The sequence below is a fragment of the Peribacillus muralis genome (genome assembly GCF_001439925.1).
Taxonomy (GTDB): Bacteria; Bacillota; Bacilli; order Bacillales; family DSM-1321; genus Peribacillus; species Peribacillus muralis.
The window spans coordinates 5,395-25,896 of the sequence record NZ_LMBV01000037.1; the positions used below are offsets into that span (position 1 = coordinate 5,395).

Consider the following 20,502-nt stretch of genomic DNA (forward strand, 5'->3'; position numbering starts at 1 on the left):
CATCTTTAGGTCGATTTATCACATCTTCGGACGAATTATTCTCGCTTTAGGTTGGATTATTACATCTTCGGACGAATTATTCCCGCTCTTGGTCGAATTATCTCATCTTCGGACGAATTATCCCCGCTCTTGGTCGAATTATCTCATCTTCGGACGAATTATTCCCGCTCTAGGTCGAATTATTACATCTTCGGACGAATTATTCCCGCTCTAGGTCGAATTTTCACATCTTCGGATGAATTATCCCCACTCTAGATCGAATTCTATCCTCTTCAGGTCGAATTCTATCCTCTTCTGGTCAAATTATCCGATCTTAGGACGAATTACTGCCCGTTTCGGAACGGCTGAACGATTTTTCATCACGAAAAAAGGCCTTTCCTTGGAAAAGGATTGGCCCCCATATTTGTTTATCCTTTAAATAACGCCTGTGCCGCCTTCCATATGATGGCGATAGCGAAAACGAGAACGATTACAATTCCGATTACGTCTAGGAATGTTTCAAGACCGGAGAAGATTGTGTTTGCCACAGGGAGTTGGATGAAAGCAAAACCCGTTATCATGGCGATAAAGAATAAGAAGTAGCTATTCTGCATGAAAATCCCCCCTTTCCCTTCTAATATATGTTTGGTGGTTCCAAAAGATTGTACTTTTCTGAGGCAATTATGGCCTTTTTTTTTCATATACATCTAGCAAGGAGGGGTTGCGGTGCTGGAATGGGTAATAACGCTAGGTTTTGTTGGGTGTCTTGGCTTGGGGGCTGGAGTGTTTATTCATTATGTTAAAAGTGGGTTGAATTTAGAGGATTCGTCAAGGATCGATCGCTTGCCCGAAATAGAGGATCAAGGTTAAAAAAGGCGCTCATCAATGATTGATGAGCGTCTTTTTTCATTACATTTATTTAAATACTGGTTCTTTGAATTGTGCCAGTTTTTCCAATGAGGATTGCTGAACATCTTTATGCAGGCTGTTTCCATGTGAATCCATGGTAACAACGGCTGTGAACCCTTCCACGTTCAGATGCCACATCGCTTCTGGTATACCAAATTCGGTGAAGTTTACACCTTCGACGGATTTGATGCAGTCAGCATAATATTGAGCAGCGCCGCCGATTGCGTTGAGATAAACACCACCGTGTTCATTTAGTGCTTCTAGTGTTTTGGGTCCCATACCGCCTTTACCAATAACGGCACGTATACCGAATCGTTTCATGATATCACCTTGATATGGTTCTTCACGGATACTTGTCGTTGGACCAGCAGCTTTCACATGCCATTTACCTTCTTCATCCTTAAGCATTACTGGTCCACAGTGATAGATGATTTGTCCATCAAGGTCGATTGGAGCCGGATTTTCAGATAAGTGTTTGTGGATGGCGTCACGGCCTGTATACATTCTGCCGTTAATATGGACTACGTCCCCAACTTTCAATTCGCGGATTTGTTCCTCCGTAATTGGTGCTTGTAAGGTGATTTCACGTGGAGCTTCAACGTCTGATTCTACAGCGGCAGCCACTTCTTCCTTAGCCGCTTTTTGAGCTTCTAAGGCAAAGTCGATTTTTTCGCCTTCTTGATATAGCCATTCATTGATTTCTCCTGATTCAGGATTCACTTTCACTCCTAAACGGCGGAAAGCCCAGCAGTTGTATGCTACAGATACGAAAAAGCTTGCCGGAATACGGTGCATGACACCGATTTTGCAGCCAAGCAGCGTGGTTTCACCGCCAAAGCCCATCGTTCCGATACCCAACTCATTGGCTTTTTCCATGATGTACTCTTCCAGTTTGCGAAGGTCTTCATTCGGATTCACATCTTCATTACTGCGGAAAAGTTGGGCTTTAGCCAGATCGTATCCGGATGAACGGTCTCCCCCGATACCAACCCCTATGAAGCCGGCACTGCAGCCTTGTCCTTGCGCTTGGTAAACGGAGTGGAGAACACATTTACGAATTCCGTCCAAGTCACGGCCCGCTTTTCCCAAACCTTCAAGTTCCATAGGAAGACTGTATTGGATATTTTTATTTTCACAGCCGCCTCCTTTTAAAATCAGGCGGACATCAATGTAGTCTTTTTCCCACTGATCGAATTTCATGACAGGAAGACCTTCCCCAAGGTTATCCCCACTATTTTCACCCGATAGAGAGTCAACGGCGTTTGGACGAAGCTTTCCGCCTTTCGTCGCTAATATGATTGCATTTCTGATTGCTTCTTTTATTTCAAGTTGGTTCACGCCAACTGGAGTTTTAATTTTGAAAGTCGGCAGACCAGTATCTTGGCAAATCGGAGATACATTGTCGTCAGCCATTGTAATATTATTGGTGATGGTATCCAAGCTCAAGGCTGAACGAGTACCCTCATTTTCACGTTCCTTTGCGCTTTTGACCGCCCGACGAACATCCTTTGGAAGATTCGTTGAAGTTTCAACGATAAGGCTGTACATACTTTCTTGGAATTTTTGAATGTCCAAAATTCTCTCCCCCTCTTATTTCCCCTAGATTGCTTCTCTGTTAATAGTGAATGCTACAACACCCGTTTTATTATACATCTAACATATTCTTTCGAAAACAAGTAAATAAATTTCTTAATGAAAAGTGACTTGGGATGAAATACATGGCCACATCGAAAAAGGGATGGCATATGTCGCTTGCCATCCCTTCATGAATAAATATATTGAACACATCATATTATCGAAACAGATATCATTCTGGTTCGCGAGTTTTGAATTGCTCAACTTTTCCTTCCAAATCATCTAACATGCCGATTAAGCGGTCTATATCTTCCAATTCCGTATTTTCCGGTTCGATATGGTCAAGAACCTCCATGAACATCGTGAGGCGTTCTTTTAAATATGATAATTGTTCGTTTTTACCTGTAATGGATTTTCCCATGAGGCACTCTCCTTCCATTCTCAATATCATCGTAACGAAATCTGCTTGAAAGTGCAATGGCAAGGCTAAAAATCAAGTTCTTCGCCATTTGACAATTTTTGTCCGTATTGTTCATAATGGGTTAGTGCATTATTACGTAAGGAGTTTTAAACATGTCAATTATCAAGCAAGATCTTTTAATACCAATTACACCCAAGTATGATCCTTGGGAAGCATACATGGACGTTGAACAATATGGAAAGATGAGCTTGACCAATGTGGAGTTCACCACCACCACCCTCTGCAATATGCGCTGCGAGCATTGCGCTGTCGGCTACACCCTGCAGCCCAAAGACCCAGATGCTCTTCCTTTGGAATTGCTCATTCAACGGCTTGATGAAATTCCTTTGCTTCGTTCGCTCAGCATTACAGGCGGTGAACCGATGCTATCAAGAAAACAAGTGAAGAATTATGTATTGCCTCTATTGAAATATGCCCGGAGCCGCGGGGTGCGGACACAAATCAATTCCAACTTGACCCTTGATTTGGAACGGTACGAGGAAATCATTCCATATTTGGATGTGCTGCACATTTCCCATAACTGGGGAACGATTGATGAATTCATTGATATTGGCTTTGCCATGATGGATCGGAAACCATCTCGGGAACAGCGAAAGAAATTATTTGATAAAATGATTGAAAATTCACGTGCCCTGACAAAAGCTGGTGTGCTGGTGTCGGCAGAAACGATGCTCAATAAACGCACCCTGCCGCATCTTGAGCACATTCACAGACAGATCGTCGAAGAAATGGGCTGTCAAAGGCATGAAATACATCCGATGTATCCAAGCGATTTCGCATCGGCCCTTGAGACTTTATCTTTGGACAAAATGCGTGAAGCGATTCATCACTTGCTTGATATTCGTGATGAAAATGTTTGGATGCTTCTCGGTACATTGCCATTTTACCCTTGTAATGATAATAAAGAGGATTTAGAGTTGCTTCAGCGTCTTTATGGTTCGCATAAAGTGACCGTACGCAATGACCCTGATGGACGTTCACGATTGAATATCAACATTTTTACCGGTGAGGTTATCGTGACTGACTTCGGTGATGCCCCGACCTTGGGGAATATTAAAGACCAACCATTGACCGAATCGTACGACATCTGGATGAATTCGAAGTTGGCCACTCAATTGAACTGCCACTGCCCGGCAGTCAAATGCCTAGGTCCGAATGTTCTCGTCAAAAATGCATATTACCCTAAGGTAGACTTCAGGATAAGAAGTTCAAACCTATGAGAAAGAACTCGCCATTCAGGCGAGTTCTTTTCGTTTACCTGGGTTGCTGCGATACGGTGAAGCTGAAGGAGACATGATCCTGAACAGGTATCCAGGCATCGATCCCCTGTGAAGTGATGTTTTTGATCGTAATCGTTCTTTTATTGCCTTTCAAGTTCAAATATACTTCCCCATATGTGACCTTACCTTTTTCATTTACTGCGGACGCATAACTGGATAAGTAACCGATCCTGTTCGATGCCACATTGTATACTTCATCTTTCTTCGTACCAGCTCCGATGATTGTCTCGAAGGCCAATGGCAAATTTGTCTTTTCGGTAGCTTTTAATAGCATCATCTTCTGAACATCCTCAGCCTTCGGGATTTTAGCCGTCAACCCTCCACTTACTGCCTTCTGGCTTTCCTGGACGTACCGGATCCTATATGGGACTTCGCCGCCACGATTATCATAATAATTCATATTGATTTTTTGATATTCCCAGTTCGGGGCCGTTTCCGATGACTCATAATTCAATGCCCAATGTCCAAGATAAATGGTCGCCCTGTAACCAAAAGCAAGCGGGGCCTTTGCAATCGCCGATTCATTCAACATATGAATAAGTTCTGGATTTTCAATCTTGATATCAGACGAATCGATCAATTGTTCGGCAAACTTACTCGGCTGCAGCATCGGAAGATCTTGAGTCGAGTTAGGGTATGTGTTTTCCTTTGCAATATTCAATACGGAAGGCGGGATATTCACCTTAGTCGGAGCTACCTTTTCTCCGGGTATATCGGCCGCAAAGCTTACATTCGCCTGAATGAAAGCATTTAGCGCAATCATCGTACAAAGAATAATTCTTCTCATGCTGTCGCACTCCTTTTCAAGGGATCAATCATTTGTTTATAGATTTTGTTTTTTGGCAGCATTCTATACATTTCAATCCTATGAGCGATTTTGTAATGCATTTGTAAAGTTCAGAATATTTACTTATCTTTACGAATCTGTTATACTACATTTACATTATAAAAAGGAGGCGAAATCGTTCATACCTATTACACGTTCAGGGGGTATGCTTATCGAACAATCCATGACACCTTTTTAAAGGTTGACAGAAAACGAAATCGCCAATACTTAAATCTGATGTAAAAGGATGGTGTGACACTCTAGAATATTTCTCAACTTTACAAAAGCATGATGAAAAATTTTGGATTAACTTATGAATGGTAATTTACTAATATAGAAATGACTCTGCTAAATCTAACCTGAGCAGAGTCATTTTTATTTATATAAAAACCTTCCGCCGCGACGGAAGGCCTTGTATTCCTATAATAAGTAAAATCCTATTCCCATAATGAAATAAGCTGCCAATAGTGTTAAACCTTCAAACCAGTTCGTTTCCCCGTCATTCGATATCATGATCATCAGGAAGACGGCTGTAACCATCGAAATGAGCTCCGGCCATGTGAAAACAAGCGGCATATGCGTTGGATACATTAACGAAATCAGTACGAGTACAGGAGCTACGAACATCGCGACTTGAAGCGTGGAACCGACCGCAATTTCCACAGCCACATCCATTTTATTTTTATAAGCCATTATGACGGCGGACGCATGCTCAGCCGCGTTACCTACAATCGCAACGATGATGACACCGATGAATAACTCCGACCATCCGAAGGTTTCCCCCACTTCGCTGAACGTATGGACAAGTTTTTCCGATACATACGCAACAGCCAATGTAGCAGCAGCAAGGATGATTATTGCCTTTTTCTTGCTCCATTCCGGTTCTTCCTCTTCATGTTCCTCGATTTTCTCTGTATGTTGATATACCCCTCTATGAGTGACCAACTTAAAGAATAAAGCAGCGAGGTATAATAAAATTAATATGATGGAAATTCCGACACTTAACGACATCGTGCTTGGTGCACTCATGTTTTGTGTAAACACTTCCGGTATCACGAAGGCTACAACAACAGCAAAGACTAACAGTCCGGCATTATGTCTGGCATCGAATACGTTGAATTTCTGCCGTTTATATTTCGTCCCGCCGATAAAGAAGGATAAACCCGCCACCAACAACAGATTCCCTAAAACGGAACCAGTCAAAGATGCCAGTACGACACCCACAAGTCCTGCTTTCAATGAAAAGATGGAGATGATCAATTCGACTGCATTACCAAAGGTAGCATTCAAAAGCCCGCCAATCCTAGGCCCCATGACAATCGCTAAACTTTCCGTCGCCCTGCCCATGAATCCTGCAAGCGCGATGATGGTTAAGCAATAGACGATGAACATGATTACACTTGGCCAATGCAGTAATGAACCAATCACGGACAAGGGGACACCCAATCCGACAAGCCCCAAAAATATTTTATTCATGATACTTCTCCTCACAATCTTATATGTACGTTTTGTATAACAAAAACTATCATACATAATCTCAGGGAATTGACAAAGAAAAATTTTATTAATGCTCCCCTTCTTGTCAATATTTACCCAAAAATCTATTGCGTAATCCTGTTCCTAGGATGTAACATCAACATGGTACACATTTTTTAGGAGACATGAATTTATGAATCAAAAGCTGCTTATACGTGTTTTAATCTGCATTGTCGGCATATCGGGTTTTTCCCAAGGGATGCTTTTGCCGATCATAGCCATCATTTTTGAAAGTGATGGTATTAGTTCTTCCTTAAACGGCTTTCATGCTGCATCGCTTTATATTGGGATCTTGTTGATTTCCCCCTTTATGGAAGCACCACTCCGTAAATACGGATACAAACCATTGATATTATTTGGCGGAATAACCGTCATCCTTTCTTTGGCCCTATTTCCGGTCTGGAAATCATTTTGGTTTTGGTTTCTCCTTCGTTTCTTCATTGGTATCGGTGATCATACATTGCACTTTGCCACCCAAACATGGATCACCGCTATTTCACCGATCGTACAGCGAGGAAGGAACCTTGCCATTTACGGCCTTTTCTTCAGTCTTGGCTTCATGGTTGGTCCGCTAATGACGAAGCTTCTCGAAATCAATCAGTCATTACCGTTCATCATCACATCCATACTTAGCCTGCTCACTTGGTTAACTGTTTTCTTAATTAAAAATGAGCTACCTGAAAGTGATGAATCTGAAAACACATCATTACTTGGTACATTCAAAAGGTTTACGAAGGTGAGCCGCATCGCTTGGGTCGCATTTTTATTGCCGTTCACATTTGGAGTGCTCGAAGCTTCATTGAATAGCAACTTTCCAGTATTCGCATTGCGCTCGGGAATCGATTTGACCGCCGTATCGATTATCATTCCGGCATTTTCAGGAGGTACGCTGCTTACACAGATTCCGATTGGAATGCTCAGTGACCGCTTTGGACGGCGAAGGACCTTGCTGTTCATCGTTTTTTCAGGATTTTCCATATTCACTTTAGCCGGAATCTACTCCCATTCTGTAATCGGCCTTTTCCTCTGCTTTATGCTTGGCGGAATGATGGTCGGTTCGACTTTCTCGCTAGGTATCAGTTATATGGCAGATTTATTGCCCCGAAATCTTTTGCCTGCTGGAAATTTGTTATGCAGTATCTTTTATAGTCTAGGCAGCATCCTAGGTCCATTCTTTGGCGGCCTTGTCATTGAACATTTACAGGGTGGAAATTTTTTCTATATGATCAGCATCATGCTTTTCCTCGTCTTCATGGCATTGGCCCTCTTCAAGGAAAAAATGCCTGCCTCAACTATGTAGTTTGGTTTATTATCTGAACTGGTTGATTTATTATTCAATTGTAAAGCCATTTTATAGTACTGTTCATTTAAATACCTCGCACTTTATATTTTTCCTAGATTAGAATCATTCTTCTTTATTTTCGAATAGGATATGTGGTAATATAATATTATCAAAAAAGAAATCATGTCAACAAATCCTTAAAACGTTGCTGTCATCGCAATTCCGATGACAGCTTTCATATTTTACGGGGAAGAATGACGTTGATTATCTTTCTCAATTAGACATCGTTCCAATGATAATCTATATCAATTACACAAAAATAGAGAAGAATGTGGGAGGGAAATCTTATGATTACAGAAACGAAACAATTAACCCAACCGGCGGCTGCACGCAAAAACACTTGGTTGGAAAAGGCAAAACCACATATCGAACTTATCGCTGCATTATTCAGCGGTTTATTAATAGTTGTGGGCTGGGTTCTTTCAAAGAACGGTTTGTATTCCACCTCCATCGTCGTTTACTTGGCCTCTTTCCTGATTGGCGGCTATGCCAAAGCAAAAGAAGGCATCGAAGATACGATTGCCGACCGCGAATTGAATGTTGAAATGTTAATGATCCTCGCGGCCATCGGGTCGGCCATCATTGGTTATTGGACCGAAGGCGCGATATTAATATTCATCTTTGCTTTAAGCGGCGCACTTGAAACGTACACGATGAATAAAAGCCATAAAGAAATATCAGCGCTAATGGATTTACAGCCGGAAGAAGCACTGCGCATCACTAACGGATTTGAAGAAACCGTATCCGTTTCCCAACTTAACATCGGGGATTTGATCTTGGTGAAACCAGGAGAACGGGTGCCTTCGGATGGAAAAATTACCGACGGACGTACAAATATTGATGAAGCCGCCATCACTGGCGAATCGATCCCTGTCAGCAAATCATTGGATGATGAGGTATTCGCCGGTACGGTAAATCTTCGTGGCACGATCACCGTGGAAATTACCAAGCCAGCAAGTGAAACTTTATTTCAAAAAATAATTACCCTCGTACAGTCAGCTCAAAGTGAAAAGTCCCCTTCACAGCTGTTCATTGAACGGTTTGAAGGAACTTACGTAAAGGTCGTATTGACAGTGGTTGGCTTAATGATGTTCCTGCCCCACTTCGTATTGGCTTGGAGCTGGACGGAAACATTCTACAGGGCGATGATCCTGCTCGTTGTCGCTTCGCCTTGTGCCCTTGTAGCTTCCATTATGCCAGCTACACTATCCGCCATTTCTAATGGTGCACGACATGGCATACTATTCAAAGGCGGCATCCATCTCGAGAATCTGGGCAACCTCCAGGCAATCGCCTTAGATAAAACCGGTACTTTGACAAAAGGAAAACCAGAGGTTACCGATATCATCATCCGTGAAGGATTAACTGAAGAGAATTTCTTATTTCATATCGCATCTATTGAAAATTATTCGAACCACCCACTGGCAACATCGATCGTTCGTTATGCCAAAACGAAATTGGCCACTGACATCGTTAAACCAGACAATATGGAAGATATTTCAGGTAACGGTGTTCAAGCTTATATCAACGGAGTGCTCTGGAAAGTCGGAAAAGCTGATTTCGTCGGCCGAAGTGAAGCTGAACAATTCAACAATGGCATTGCGCTGACATTGGCGGAACAAGGCAAGACGATCGTTTATGCAAGAGATGAACAAGGAATCGCAGGTATACTCACCTTGAAAGATGTCGTGCGTGCAGAAACGATTGCCGCCATCAAAGCTCTAAAAAATGAGGGCATTCACACTGTAATGCTGACAGGTGACGGTGAAAAAACAGCTAAAGCGATAGCTGTAGAGAGCCATATTGATACATATATCGCGGAATGCCTGCCTGAAACGAAGGTTTATGAAGTGAAAAGGCTGAAGGAGCAATTCGGCACTGTCGCAATGGTTGGGGATGGAATTAATGATGCACCTGCACTTGCAACCGCATCAGTCGGGATCGCAATGGGCGAAGGAACGGACGTTGCCCTTGAGACAGCGGATGTCGTCCTGATGAAGAATGACCTGCCCCGCATCGCTGAAGCCGTCAAGCTATCCAAAAAAATGAATCGCATCATCAAACAAAACGTCATTTTTTCAATCTCGGTCATCATGATCCTGATTGCATCGAACTTCCTTCAATTCCTGGACCTGCCTTATGGCGTCATTGGCCACGAAGGTAGCACGATTCTCGTTATACTGAATAGCTTAAGGCTATTGAGAAACTAAATGCAAAAAGGAGCCCCAAGGCTCCTTTTTTTATGTTTAGCTCTTTAATGATACCCGTTCTTACCGTTTGCAGAACCAGACGTTTTATGGTTCGAGCCTTTTTTCCCTTTTTGCTTTGTGCTGCCATCCTTTTTACTCATGAAAAAACTCCTCCTCTACAAAAGTTGTCATTTCTTGAATAGTATCTGCACCAGGATGGATCGCGATTACGGGAAGTCAAGGAAGTTCATTCACAATCTGGATTTTTCTTTTCGCTTAAGAGGGCATTTATTTCCCCGCCCAGGATGATGATGAGACCTGATAAGTAAAACCAGACCATTAGAACGATTATTCCGCCAAGACTTCCATATGTTGCGGAATAATTAGCGAATTTATCAACATAAAAAGAAAACAAAAAGGAAACGAGGCACCAGCCTGCCGTTGCAAAGATAGCACCCGGCAGCACGGTTAGGCATTTCAGCTTTATGTTAGGAGCGATCCAGTAAAGGCTCGTAAATACAATTAAAAATACGCACGTGCTGACCGCCCAGCGCAGTTGATTCCAGATCGCCAGAAACTCATCGGATTGGCCAATTTCGGCAAACAGCAATAGCCCGATCTGTTTACCGAATACCGGAAGCAGCAATACGACAATAAAAACGAAAATCATCGCTAAAGTGAGCAGAATCGACATTCCCCGGGAAATAAAGAAAGTTCGACTTTCTTTTACACCATATGCGTGGTTAAACGCTTTAATGATTGCATTCATTCCATTTGAAGCAGACCATATCGTACCGATGATACTAAACGATAATAACGTTCCGTTCGCCTCCATCACATCCGCGAGATTGGCTTCAATGATCTTCATCGAATCGGCAGGTGCATAGGTACGGACAGAATTCAGAATATCTTCTTGGGAAAATGGCAGATAGGCCAGTAATGTGAATAAAAAAATAAGTAACGGAAACAGGGAAAGCAAGAAGAAATACGACAACTGAGCAGCTAATCCCGTCACTTCATCCATCTGTAACCGCTTAATGAAAGACTTGAAGAATGACCCTTTTAGCCATTCCTTTTTACCGGCCATACCTCCACCCCATTTTCTAATTTAAGGAGATTCGTTCTTGTTGAAGATGATTCGTCGACGACTCTTCCTCATTCTCATGCGTAAAGACTTCCTTCGTCTCCATCACTACTTGGGCAACTTGTGCAGGAATATCTTTCATTTCTTCTACTTTTTGGGAAATGAAGGATACATCATCAGAAATTTTTTCGACTGTGGAACGGACTTTTGCTGATGTATCACGGACCTGTGTAAGTATTCCATTGGGATTATTCACGAATGCTTTCATATTGCTCACGCAGCTCTTGCTATTTTCCAAAACAGACATACGGGTGTTCTTATCAAAAAGACTAACTGCGGCCCCAGCTAACGCCCCTATAAATACAGCTTGCATAAATTTACTTTTCTTGGCACTCTTATATTCTTCTCGAATGTTGTTCATATATTCTCCTCCTCGTCATATATTGATGGTTGGAAATTTCTATCTTCATTATACAATGACAATACAAGTTTTTTCCTATCTTTTCCCAAAACCGCTCAATTTAAAACGCCGAACCAATCAAGGTAACAGGGTTTACTGCTTGTATTCACCCCCAATATCCATTGACTTCTACGGGCAATCATGCAAAGATGAAAATAATTTAGGAACGTTTGAAAGGATGATGGAAAATGGATTTAACTCAAAACACGGCCGAAAGCGTCGAGTTCATGGTGGACGCAATTAAGGATAAATTGAAAGTGATGAACTTCGGCGCCATCAAATCAACCCATTTTGATATCGATATGTACGAAGAACTGCATGATATATATCAAATGGTGATGAAAAAAACGAATTTCAGTGTCCGTGAAATGGAAGCGATCGCTGAAGAGCTTGGCAGGCTGCGCAATAAGTAAACAATTAAATCCTCCCGTAATGGTGAGGATTTTTCTTTTTATAAATTTCTGCTACATTTGATATAGGAAAGAGAGATAGGAGTTGAAAGCATGGTGGAAAGAAGAACGCCGATCAGTATTGCAGAAGCAGTTAATAAAGTGATGGAATATAAACGAGCGGGACAAGTGGAATGGGTTCCCTTGGAAGAAAGCCAAAATCGTTTTTTGACACAAGATATCACTGCTACAAATGATGTTCCTCATTTTAACCGTTCGCCATATGATGGATTTGCTCTCAGGGCAAAGGATACAGTTAGCGGTTCCATAGCTTATCCACTGGAGTTTGAAGTGGTTGAGGCGTTGGCTGCGGGTATGGTATCAACGGTTCCCGTACAACAAAACCAAGCGGCGAGAATCATGACTGGTGCCCAGATGCCAGCTGAATGTGATGCCGTGATCATGCTTGAGCTTACGAAAGAATTCGAAAAGGACGGAAAGAAATACATATCATTTAAACGCTCCCTTGAGAAAGGGGAAAATGTTTCTTTTGAAGGAGAAGACGCAAAGAAAGGCGATGTTCTTGTAAGAAAAGGAACCTATATAAATCCAGGAATCATTGGGTTGCTGGCAACATTCGGATATGCCGAGGTGCCCGTTGCCACGAAGCCTGTCATCGGGCTTTTCGCCACTGGTTCGGAACTTCTTGATGTGAATGAACCGTTGCAGCCTGGCAAGATTCGCAACAGCAATTCGCATGCCATCTCTGCTCAAATCCTTAGGGCTGGTGGAGAAGTACGTTACTATGGCAAGCTTAAAGACGAACTCGAATCAAGCTATGTGGCAATTTCAAAAGCTTTGGAGGAAGTGGATCTGCTCATTACAACAGGTGGCGTTTCCGTCGGTGACTTCGACCTCCTCCCTGATGTCTATCAAAAGCTTGGAGCAGATGTTTTATTCAACAAAGTGGCCATGCGCCCCGGAAGCGTTACGACTGTAGCCGTTTATGGAAATAAATTTTTATTCGGTTTGTCCGGTAATCCATCTGCCTGTTATGTCGGCTTTGAACTATTTGCAAGACCGATCATTCGGACGATGCTGTTTTCCCAACAGCCGCATCTACGCAAGGAGAAAGCTCAATTGGCAGACGACTTCTTAAAGCCCAACCCATTTACACGTCTCCTGCGCACTCGATTATATTACGAATCAGGCCAATTGAGGGTAACCCCCAGCGGTGTCGATAAATCCAATATTACAACGAGCTTGGCAGGTGCCAATTCACTGACCGTCCTACCTGGAGGAACACGCGGATTCCGAACGGGAGATATTGTGGATATCCTGCTTCTTGAAGATCATGAAGGATCGAATTCTCCTTGGTGAAGCCCTTTATTTTTCAGGTGGTCGGTTATCAAAATAGAGGAAAAACGACATTCATTAAGAAGATGATCGAAAATCTTCGCGAGCTGAATGTAGAGACAGCCGTATTAAAGCATCATGGCCATGGGGGAAAACCGGATATCAGTAATTTGAAGGATTCCCATAATCACTTCCAGGCTGGGGCTGCCGCTTCACTTGTTGAAGGAGACGGGACAATAGAATTGCTTGGTAATTTAAAGGGAGGTGCCTCAATTACTGAGCTAATAAAATTACTGAGTCTATTTCATCCAGATGTGATTTTAATAGAAGGGTATAAGCAAGAGGATTTTCCTAAGGTTATTCTAATCAAAGAAGAAAGTGATTTGTCCTTATTGGAACGGCTTTCGAATGTACAAGCAGCGGTCGCTTGGCCTGAACGTCTCGAAAGAACGAGAAATCATGCCTCCGTACCGGTCTTCCCATTGAATTCCGATCAATTCTTCTCATGGTTTTTAGAGCAAATATGAAGGAGGACATAATGTTCATTCAATTTCCCTTAGAAAAACGCCGCAAGATGATCGAACATATCCAAGAGTATGTGTATCAGGAACAGGGTAAGGAAATCGGTGAAATCGCTGCTGAAAATCACTTACAATTCATTCTCGAAAATATCGCTCCCTTTATTTATAATGAGGGCATTAAAGATGCTAAAAAAGTAATTGAGGACAGATTAGGAAACATCGAAGAAGATTTATATTCATTGGAACGACCGATTGATTAAGGTGAAAAAACAGCATCCTGCTTGATGCTGTTTTTTTCGTTCATTGTTCGGTGAGAATAAGCGGACCGTTTTTCGTGATGGCAATCGTATGCTCATATTGGGCCGAGTATTTCCCGTCTGCCGTGGAAGCCGTCCATCCATTAGCATCCCTTTTGGCTTTATATGTACCTACGTTGACCATCGGCTCGATGGTGAATACCATTCCCTCTTTAAGTCGTGGACCTTTATTCGGCAAGCCATAATGCGGAACCTGCGGCTCTTCATGAATGACATTTCCGATCCCATGACCAATGAAATCACGAACAACGGAGAAACCTTCCGCTTCGACATATGTTTGAATGGCATGACCAATGTCACCGATTCGCTTGCCTTCGACACACACCTCGATTGCCTTATATAAAGATTCCTTCGTCACATGTACTAAATGTTCGGTTTCCCTTGAAACCTTTCCGACCGTATACGTCCAGGCCGAGTCGGCAAGGGCACCATTATAATTGACGACCATATCTATCGTTACGATATCCCCATTTTTCAAAGGTGTTTTACGCGGGAAGCCATGGCAGATTTCTTCATTTATGCTTGCGCATGTCGCATATTCATAGCCTTTGTACCCTTTTTGTTCCGGCTTTGCCCCATGTTTTTTTAGGAACCCTTCGACAAATCCCTCTATTTCCCATGTTGTCACACCAGGAACGATCATCTTTGCAATCTCCTTATGACAAGCTGCCAGAATTTTACCTGATTCATGCATCGCTTGAATTTCTCGTGCAGATTTTAATACGATCAATCGTGACACTTCCTTTTTTATTCGTCTCTCCTTTTATTTTACTGCAAAGCTGGAAGTATATGAATCCTTTAAAACTTTTTACATAAAAAAACCCGGCGGCTGCCGGGTTTTATTTCAATAGGTTAAGGGCTTCCCGATTAAATGCCGGAATATCTCCCGGTGTCCTGCTGGTTACAAGTTGGTTGCCGCAAACTACAACCTCCTTGTCCAAGTATGTGGCACCTGCATACTCCATATCGACTTTAATGGAGGTATAGCCTGTTGCGTGTCGTCCTTCCAGTGTCTTGGCCGTAATCAGGAGCTGCGGTCCATGACAGATCGCAAAGACAGGTTTTCTATCATCCATGAACGCTTTGGCAAACGTTACGAATCGTTCGTCTGCGCGAAGCTGGTCTGGCGAGAAACCCCCGGGAATGAACAATGCATCAAAATCCTCTGGTTTTACCGAGTCGATGCTTTCATCGATTTTCACTTCCACTTCACCTGATTTTCCTTTAACCGTTTTCCCTTTTTCCATTTCAATCGTCGTTACCGTATGGCCGGCTTCTTCAAATGCTCTAGCCGGTTCACTATATTCCGAGTCCTCAAACATATTCGTTACTACACATGCAATTTTTTTACTCATAAAAAATTCATCTCCTCATTTTTGATCGAATGAATCTGCCTTGTACATTATTTATATTCCCTCCTGCAACGCAATCAAAACACATAATTCATTTTGTTCTCCAAAACCGCCAAAACTCATGTTTAAGCTTTTGCCTCATTACCAGGCAAATCAAAAAGAGATAAGGTCGCTTGCACCTTATCTTCCCACATCTCAATCAATGTTTAGGATACAGCCCCACAACGTGTATCGCATTGATGATTCTCTTATTGATCCATTTCCGGTTTTCTTCTGTATTCAAATTTTCAAACATCCGCTTACGTCCTTCTTCTGTGGTTACATAGTAATTAGGCAGGTTATTCAATGATAATGTAATGATGTCATTTTTACATTTACTGCATGAACAAAAAGTTTGGTATTCCATACCTGTCATTAAAACCCGAACCCATGTCACAACGATTTCTTCCATTACATTTGTATATTCTCTATCCATACATGTCCCCTTCAAAAAGTAAAACCCGTCCATTCCAGACAGGTTTTCACTCACTTATTGCTGTCCGAGGAACAATCAGGATTTCCACTCTCCGATTTTTCGCTCTTCCTTGTTTCGTCTCATTAGAAGCCACCGGCTTGAATTCCCCGTGTCCTTTAGCACTGAACATTTCAGGGTCCAACTCTTTATTTTCAAGAAGAAGTTTCATAAAATTAACAGAACGCATCACGCTCAGGTCCCAATTTGATTCATACCGGTATGTCTTGATTGGAATATTATCGGTATGTCCGCTTACGATAATGTTACGGGGCAAATCCATGACCAATAAATCGGATATTTCCTTAGCGATCTTTCGATTTTCACTTCTAACCTCAGCCACACCCGATTCAAACAGAACGTTTTCCCGAATTGATATCAACATACCCTCATCCGTAAGATTGGTTGCCAATTTATTCGTTAAATCATTTTTCTTGATATAAGTATCGATACGCCTCTTAACTTCTGTAAGCTCTTCCTGCTCATTTTCACCTAATTTCTCAAGATCCTCAGCCCCTGCTTTTTGCTCTGGTGATGTCGGCTCATTGCTTGGGGAGTCACTTGGAAAATCCATAAATCCCGTACCGCTCGTAAAAACCTGGTTAAATACATTGGACAATTGCTGGAACCTTATTGCGTCAACCGAACTCGATGCGAATAAGACGATAAAAAGTGCAAGAAGCAATGTTAAGATATCGGCATAGGGAACCAACCACGATTCATCGATATGCTCTTCATGCCTTTGTTTCTTTTTCCTCCTAGCCATCTTCTCTCACATCGCCTTCCAGCCACTTCTTACGATCTCCAGCAGGCAAGTATGACGTCAATTTCTGTTCAATCGTTCTTGGCGCTTCCCCTTCTATGATCGATAAAATCCCCTCTATCATCATTTCTTTAACCCGGACCTCCTGCTGCGATTTACGTTTGAGTTTATTAGCAAACGGATGCCATAATACGTATCCGGTGTAAATCCCCATCAAGGTTGCAACGAAGGCGGCAGATATCGCATGTCCCAATGCCTCCGTGTCAGCCATATTCCCCAACGCCGCGATCAACCCGATTACCGCACCCAATACCCCAAGTGTCGGTGCATATGTTCCGGCTTGACTAAAAATCGCTGCTGCGCTTAAATGGCGTTCTTCCATCGCGTCGATTTCCTCTGCTAGGATATCCCGAATGTAATCGGCACTCTGACCTTCAACTGCAAGATTCAAGCCATTTTTCAAAAAGGTATTATCCACTTGATCCGAAATGCTTTCCAATGCCAATAAACCTTCTTTCCTGGCAATGACCGCCCACTCCGAAAAAGTTTTGATTAATTCTTCCGGCTTCGTCAATTTTTGTTGCAAAAATAAAACCTTGAATATTTTTGGTAGCCTTTTTAATTCTGACAAAGGAAAAGCCGTTACGACAGCGGCGATCGTCCCAACAATAATGATCAAAATGGCTGCGGGATTAATCAAAGCCGTAACGCTTACACCCTTCAACACCATTCCGGCCAAGATGGCCACAATCCCAAGAACTACGCCCAAAACCGATGTTATATCCATAATATTCACCCATTCATTTAAAGTCTCGTTTTCTTTTTATATCGGTTGATATTTGAAAAAAATGAGGATTATTTTACTATTCCGTTTTAAATTCCATTAAATTATCACAAAATCCATCTATGGCCGATTCCCAACCTGTTTCAGCATATTGGGTGAATGTTTCGCCCATGAACGAATTTTCAAGCCGAACCGTTCAAGTTTTGTTTCTCCATTCGTAAATTTTACGATTTGCTCGTGATTTTTTCCGTATCGAAACAAGGGACAAAGCTCGTCAGCTTTGCCCCTGTTCCTGTTTCCCCTCGTTCCTTCCATCCAGCCATTTAATAACCGGTGAAAGAAGAAATAAAATGAATAAAATCCTGAATAAGTGAAAGCTTGTGACAACGGATAGATCGACATGAACGGACAGCGCCGTGACTGCCATTTCCGCCACACCGCCAGGCGCCATGCTCAGGAACAATTCATTCGCCTGTAAAGATAGGACCGGAGCCAATTGAATGGAAAGATAATAGCAAAAACCAATCAATAGAACATTACTTAAGAATACCGCTCCGAACATTTTACGGAAAAGTCGTGGGTTGTTAACCTTCAATGTATAGCCTAAATGTGTGCCAATCAATAATTGTGACATGTTCAGCCAAAAGTCAGGTATTTGCGGGGCACCTGGTCCGACTAAGTTGAATATGCCCGCCGCCATTAATGGTCCCAGTAAAAAAGGCAGCGGGAATCTCATTCTCTTTGTAATAATGATGAATAATAGCAGGGTCCCCAGCATCATGATTGCGATTTTCCAATCATAATCAAATAAGAAAAACGGCCGTTCAGCTATGGCCGCCATCGCATTTGAATCAACCGACATGACGTGGGTCACGAGCCAAGGAACCATGGAAATTACGAGGATGACACGAAGTGTTTGCATGAAGCCAACGACCGTTTCATCACTATTCTTCATTTCCTCACTCAAGACCACCATTTGGGAAAGGCCGCCGGGAAAACTGCCAAGCATGGAAGTGCTCGGGGATAAGTTCATTCGTTTGCCGATAAACCATCCGGTCAACATCGAAAATAAAATGATTGCGATTGTTGTAAAAAGCATGACAGGCAAATATTCAACCATCTCGTTTAATGATTGTTTCGTAAATGAACTGCCCAGCTGTAAACCAAGAATGACCAACCCCGTGCTTCTAAAGTTTTTAGACCAAAACATGTACTTCGCTAGCTTCACCTTTGCGATCATGACCACAAATAAAGGTCCAAGCATCCACGGCAAGTAAACGCCAAGACTTTCAAACAAATATCCACCCAGAAAGGCGAGAATAGAAGTAAAGATGATTTTAAAACTCTTACTCTCCATAAAATATGTATTCACAAAATTACCTTCTTTATCTAATTTTCATCTATATCTTAACATATTATGAGCGTTCCGAAGTTGCAGCCATCCTTGTTTAGGACGAAAGCTACGGCAATTTCAATACGACATCAAGCATTTTTACGCCATTCTGCCGTTCACCAACTCCGTTTGCAATCGGTACGAGGATTGATTTCAAGTTCCTGACACTTGCTAGAACGCCAAAATCTTTCAACATATTTCCCTATCATAAAAAGGAACAGCATGACCCTTCCACCATTTACTAGAATTACCACCCCCACAAACGCCCTGTAAAAGGTAGAATGAGTATATGGGGGTCAAACTCTTATGGAGGGGTGACTAAATGTTATCAAATATAGAAATAGGCATTGACTTAGGAACTGCAAATACGTTAGTTTACAGTAAAAATAAAGGAATCGTATTTAATGAGCCATCAGTGGTGGCCATTGATATAGAGACTAATAAAGTATTGGCAGTCGGTGTAGATGCAAAAAACATGATTGGGAAAACACCTGCAAATATCGTTGCAATCCGTCCACTTAAGGATGGTGTCATTGCAGATTTTGATGTAACCGCGCAAATGCTGCGTGAAATCATGAAAAAAGCAAGTAAGGCTCTGGGCTTATCGCTCCGGAAACCTAGTGTAGTGGTATGTACGCCATCAGGCTCAACGTCAGTAGAGAGAAGGGCGATTCAAGATGCAGTCAAAAGTTGCGGAGCCAAACAGGTCCACCTCATCGAGGAACCGGTGGCGGCAGCAATTGGTGCAGGTCTTCCTGTCGAAGAGCCCGTTGCTAATGTCATCGTCGATATTGGCGGCGGTACGACTGAGGTTGCGATCATATCATATGGCGGCGTAGTATCTTGCAATTCCATCAGAATTGGCGGTGACCAATTGGATGAAGATATCAGCCAATATGTTAGGAAAAAGCATAACGTGCTGATCGGTGAAAGAACAGCCGAGGAAATAAAAAAAGAAATCGGCTATGCACTTGTTGAACATTCCGTAATCACGATGGAAGTCAGGGGCCGGGATCTTGTAACAGGTCTTCCAAAACCAATTACAATATCATCCACTGACGTACAGGAAGCCATTCAGGAATCGCTACTTCATATATTGGAAGCAATCAGGGCAACATTGGAAGACTGTCCACCTGAATTAAGCGGGGATATCGTCGACCAAGGCGTCATCTTATCAGGCGGAGGTGCACTTCTCAACGGGATACAAGAATGGCTGACGAAGGAGATTGTCGTTCCAGTCCAACTTGCAGATAATCCGCTTGAATCAGTTGCCATCGGTACCGGACTTTCACTTGAGGTTATTCACAAATTACAAAAAGCTGTATACTAAAAAAAAGGATCCCTACTCGGGATCCCTTCAGTTTGTAGACAAAAGGGGTTCGGAATAAAAAATTCCGAACCTCTTTTGAAATTCCTTTGAATTTTCGCCTAAAGTTAAGAGATTGAGGCTCTACG

24 protein-coding genes are annotated in these 20,502 nt (G+C 42.4%); 10 read left to right on the plus strand and 14 right to left on the minus strand.

The genetic code is table 11. The features are described from left to right. A partial coding sequence (locus ASU00_RS26445) for a hypothetical protein (RefSeq protein WP_236712812.1) occupies positions 1-214 on the plus strand: 214 nt, incomplete at its 5' end. 193 nt (positions 215-407) lie between these two features. On the opposite strand, the gene ASU00_RS22770 is transcribed toward ASU00_RS26445, so the two are convergent. After that, complete coding sequence (locus tag ASU00_RS22770) at positions 408-593, minus strand: hypothetical protein (protein WP_057915731.1); 186 nt, start codon at positions 591-593, stop codon at positions 408-410. A gap of 112 nt (positions 594-705) precedes the next feature. Here ASU00_RS22770 and ASU00_RS25840 point away from each other — a divergent pair, with 112 nt between their 5' ends. Next, positions 706-849, plus strand: coding sequence for a hypothetical protein (locus tag ASU00_RS25840; RefSeq protein WP_169792922.1), 144 nt, complete (start codon positions 706-708; stop codon positions 847-849). A 45-nt stretch (positions 850-894) separates the two neighbouring features. On the opposite strand, the gene ASU00_RS22775 is transcribed toward ASU00_RS25840, so the two are convergent. Both ASU00_RS22775 and ASU00_RS22780 read right to left on the minus strand, forming a co-directional pair. Further along, positions 895-2,463 (minus strand): fumarate hydratase, encoded by a 1,569-nt coding sequence (locus ASU00_RS22775; RefSeq protein WP_057915732.1) that lies wholly within the window; start codon positions 2,461-2,463, stop codon positions 895-897. A 232-nt stretch (positions 2,464-2,695) separates the two neighbouring features. Next, a complete protein-coding gene (locus tag ASU00_RS22780; protein WP_057915733.1) occupies positions 2,696-2,884 on the minus strand; it encodes an SE1561 family protein in 189 nt (62 codons plus the stop codon). 158 nt (positions 2,885-3,042) lie between these two features. Here ASU00_RS22780 and yfkAB point away from each other — a divergent pair, with 158 nt between their 5' ends. After that, positions 3,043-4,164, plus strand: coding sequence for a radical SAM/CxCxxxxC motif protein YfkAB (gene yfkAB / locus ASU00_RS22785; protein WP_413783545.1), 1,122 nt, complete (start codon positions 3,043-3,045; stop codon positions 4,162-4,164). Positions 4,165-4,198: 34 nt separating this feature from the next. Here the strand turns inward: yfkAB and ASU00_RS22790 are convergent, their stop codons facing one another. After that, a complete protein-coding gene (locus tag ASU00_RS22790; protein ID WP_057915735.1) occupies positions 4,199-5,011 on the minus strand; it encodes a YfkD famly protein in 813 nt (270 codons plus the stop codon). Between the two features lie 459 nt (positions 5,012-5,470). Next, complete coding sequence (gene cax, locus ASU00_RS22795; RefSeq protein ID WP_161809780.1) at positions 5,471-6,526, minus strand: calcium/proton exchanger; 1,056 nt, start codon at positions 6,524-6,526, stop codon at positions 5,471-5,473. A gap of 193 nt (positions 6,527-6,719) precedes the next feature. Between cax and ASU00_RS22800 the strand changes: the two genes are divergently transcribed. Both ASU00_RS22800 and ASU00_RS22805 read left to right on the plus strand, forming a co-directional pair. Continuing rightward, positions 6,720-7,886: an MFS transporter gene (locus tag ASU00_RS22800; protein ID WP_057915736.1), complete on the plus strand. Its 1,167-nt coding sequence runs from the start codon at positions 6,720-6,722 to the stop codon at positions 7,884-7,886. A 329-nt stretch (positions 7,887-8,215) separates the two neighbouring features. After that, positions 8,216-10,138, plus strand: a complete 1,923-nt coding sequence (locus ASU00_RS22805) for a heavy metal translocating P-type ATPase (RefSeq protein ID WP_057915737.1) — start codon at positions 8,216-8,218, stop codon at positions 10,136-10,138. Positions 10,139-10,364: 226 nt separating this feature from the next. On the opposite strand, the gene ASU00_RS22810 is transcribed toward ASU00_RS22805, so the two are convergent. After that, entirely contained in the window at positions 10,365-11,204 is an 840-nt protein-coding gene (locus ASU00_RS22810; RefSeq protein WP_057915738.1) for a YihY/virulence factor BrkB family protein, read from the minus strand. A gap of 16 nt (positions 11,205-11,220) precedes the next feature. Further along, on the minus strand, positions 11,221-11,622 hold the full coding sequence (locus tag ASU00_RS22815; protein WP_057915739.1) for a hypothetical protein: 402 nt from the start codon (positions 11,620-11,622) through the stop codon (positions 11,221-11,223). Positions 11,623-11,849: 227 nt separating this feature from the next. Between ASU00_RS22815 and ASU00_RS22820 the strand changes: the two genes are divergently transcribed. The 4 genes from ASU00_RS22820 (at position 11,850) to ASU00_RS22835 (ending at position 14,187) form a co-directional block, all read left to right on the plus strand. After that, positions 11,850-12,074, plus strand: a complete 225-nt coding sequence (locus tag ASU00_RS22820) for a DUF1128 domain-containing protein (RefSeq protein ID WP_057915740.1) — start codon at positions 11,850-11,852, stop codon at positions 12,072-12,074. Positions 12,075-12,164: 90 nt separating this feature from the next. Beyond that, positions 12,165-13,430, plus strand: a complete 1,266-nt coding sequence (locus tag ASU00_RS22825) for a molybdopterin molybdotransferase MoeA (protein ID WP_057915741.1) — start codon at positions 12,165-12,167, stop codon at positions 13,428-13,430. Further along, entirely contained in the window at positions 13,427-13,933 is a 507-nt protein-coding gene (mobB, locus tag ASU00_RS22830; RefSeq protein WP_236712813.1) for a molybdopterin-guanine dinucleotide biosynthesis protein B, read from the plus strand. Before ASU00_RS22825 ends, mobB begins: the two co-directional genes overlap by 4 nt. Positions 13,934-13,944: 11 nt before the next feature. Beyond that, positions 13,945-14,187 (plus strand): DUF2164 domain-containing protein, encoded by a 243-nt coding sequence (locus ASU00_RS22835; protein WP_057915743.1) that lies wholly within the window; start codon positions 13,945-13,947, stop codon positions 14,185-14,187. A gap of 40 nt (positions 14,188-14,227) precedes the next feature. Here ASU00_RS22835 and map read toward each other — a convergent pair whose 3' ends face one another. The 7 genes from map to ASU00_RS26745 all read right to left on the minus strand — a co-directional run bounded on the left by map (position 14,228) and on the right by ASU00_RS26745 (position 19,243). Beyond that, complete coding sequence (gene map / locus ASU00_RS22840) at positions 14,228-14,974, minus strand: type I methionyl aminopeptidase (protein WP_057915744.1); 747 nt, start codon at positions 14,972-14,974, stop codon at positions 14,228-14,230. A gap of 109 nt (positions 14,975-15,083) precedes the next feature. Continuing rightward, positions 15,084-15,599 carry a type 1 glutamine amidotransferase domain-containing protein gene (locus tag ASU00_RS22845; RefSeq protein ID WP_057915745.1) on the minus strand — a complete coding sequence of 172 codons (516 nt, stop codon included), beginning with the start codon at positions 15,597-15,599 and terminating at the stop codon, positions 15,084-15,086. A gap of 196 nt (positions 15,600-15,795) precedes the next feature. Then, on the minus strand, positions 15,796-16,071 hold the full coding sequence (locus tag ASU00_RS22850) for a late competence development ComFB family protein (protein WP_057915746.1): 276 nt from the start codon (positions 16,069-16,071) through the stop codon (positions 15,796-15,798). Positions 16,072-16,117: 46 nt separating this feature from the next. Next, the gene (gene motB, locus ASU00_RS22855; RefSeq protein WP_057915747.1) at positions 16,118-16,873 is read right to left on the minus strand and encodes a flagellar motor protein MotB; all 756 of its coding nucleotides are present in this window, start codon (positions 16,871-16,873) and stop codon (positions 16,118-16,120) included. After that, positions 16,866-17,657 carry a flagellar motor stator protein MotA gene (gene motA, locus ASU00_RS22860; RefSeq protein ID WP_057915748.1) on the minus strand — a complete coding sequence of 264 codons (792 nt, stop codon included), beginning with the start codon at positions 17,655-17,657 and terminating at the stop codon, positions 16,866-16,868. Before motA ends, motB begins: the two co-directional genes overlap by 8 nt. A 271-nt stretch (positions 17,658-17,928) precedes the next feature. Beyond that, positions 17,929-19,026 carry an AbrB family transcriptional regulator gene (locus tag ASU00_RS22865; RefSeq protein ID WP_057915749.1) on the minus strand — a complete coding sequence of 366 codons (1,098 nt, stop codon included), beginning with the start codon at positions 19,024-19,026 and terminating at the stop codon, positions 17,929-17,931. A gap of 88 nt (positions 19,027-19,114) precedes the next feature. Next, positions 19,115-19,243 (minus strand): hypothetical protein, encoded by a 129-nt coding sequence (locus ASU00_RS26745; RefSeq protein WP_269085353.1) that lies wholly within the window; start codon positions 19,241-19,243, stop codon positions 19,115-19,117. Positions 19,244-19,369: 126 nt separating this feature from the next. Here ASU00_RS26745 and mreBH point away from each other — a divergent pair, with 126 nt between their 5' ends. Beyond that, complete coding sequence (mreBH, locus tag ASU00_RS22870) at positions 19,370-20,377, plus strand: rod-share determining protein MreBH (RefSeq protein ID WP_057915750.1); 1,008 nt, start codon at positions 19,370-19,372, stop codon at positions 20,375-20,377. The last annotated feature ends 125 nt before the right edge of the window (positions 20,378-20,502 follow it).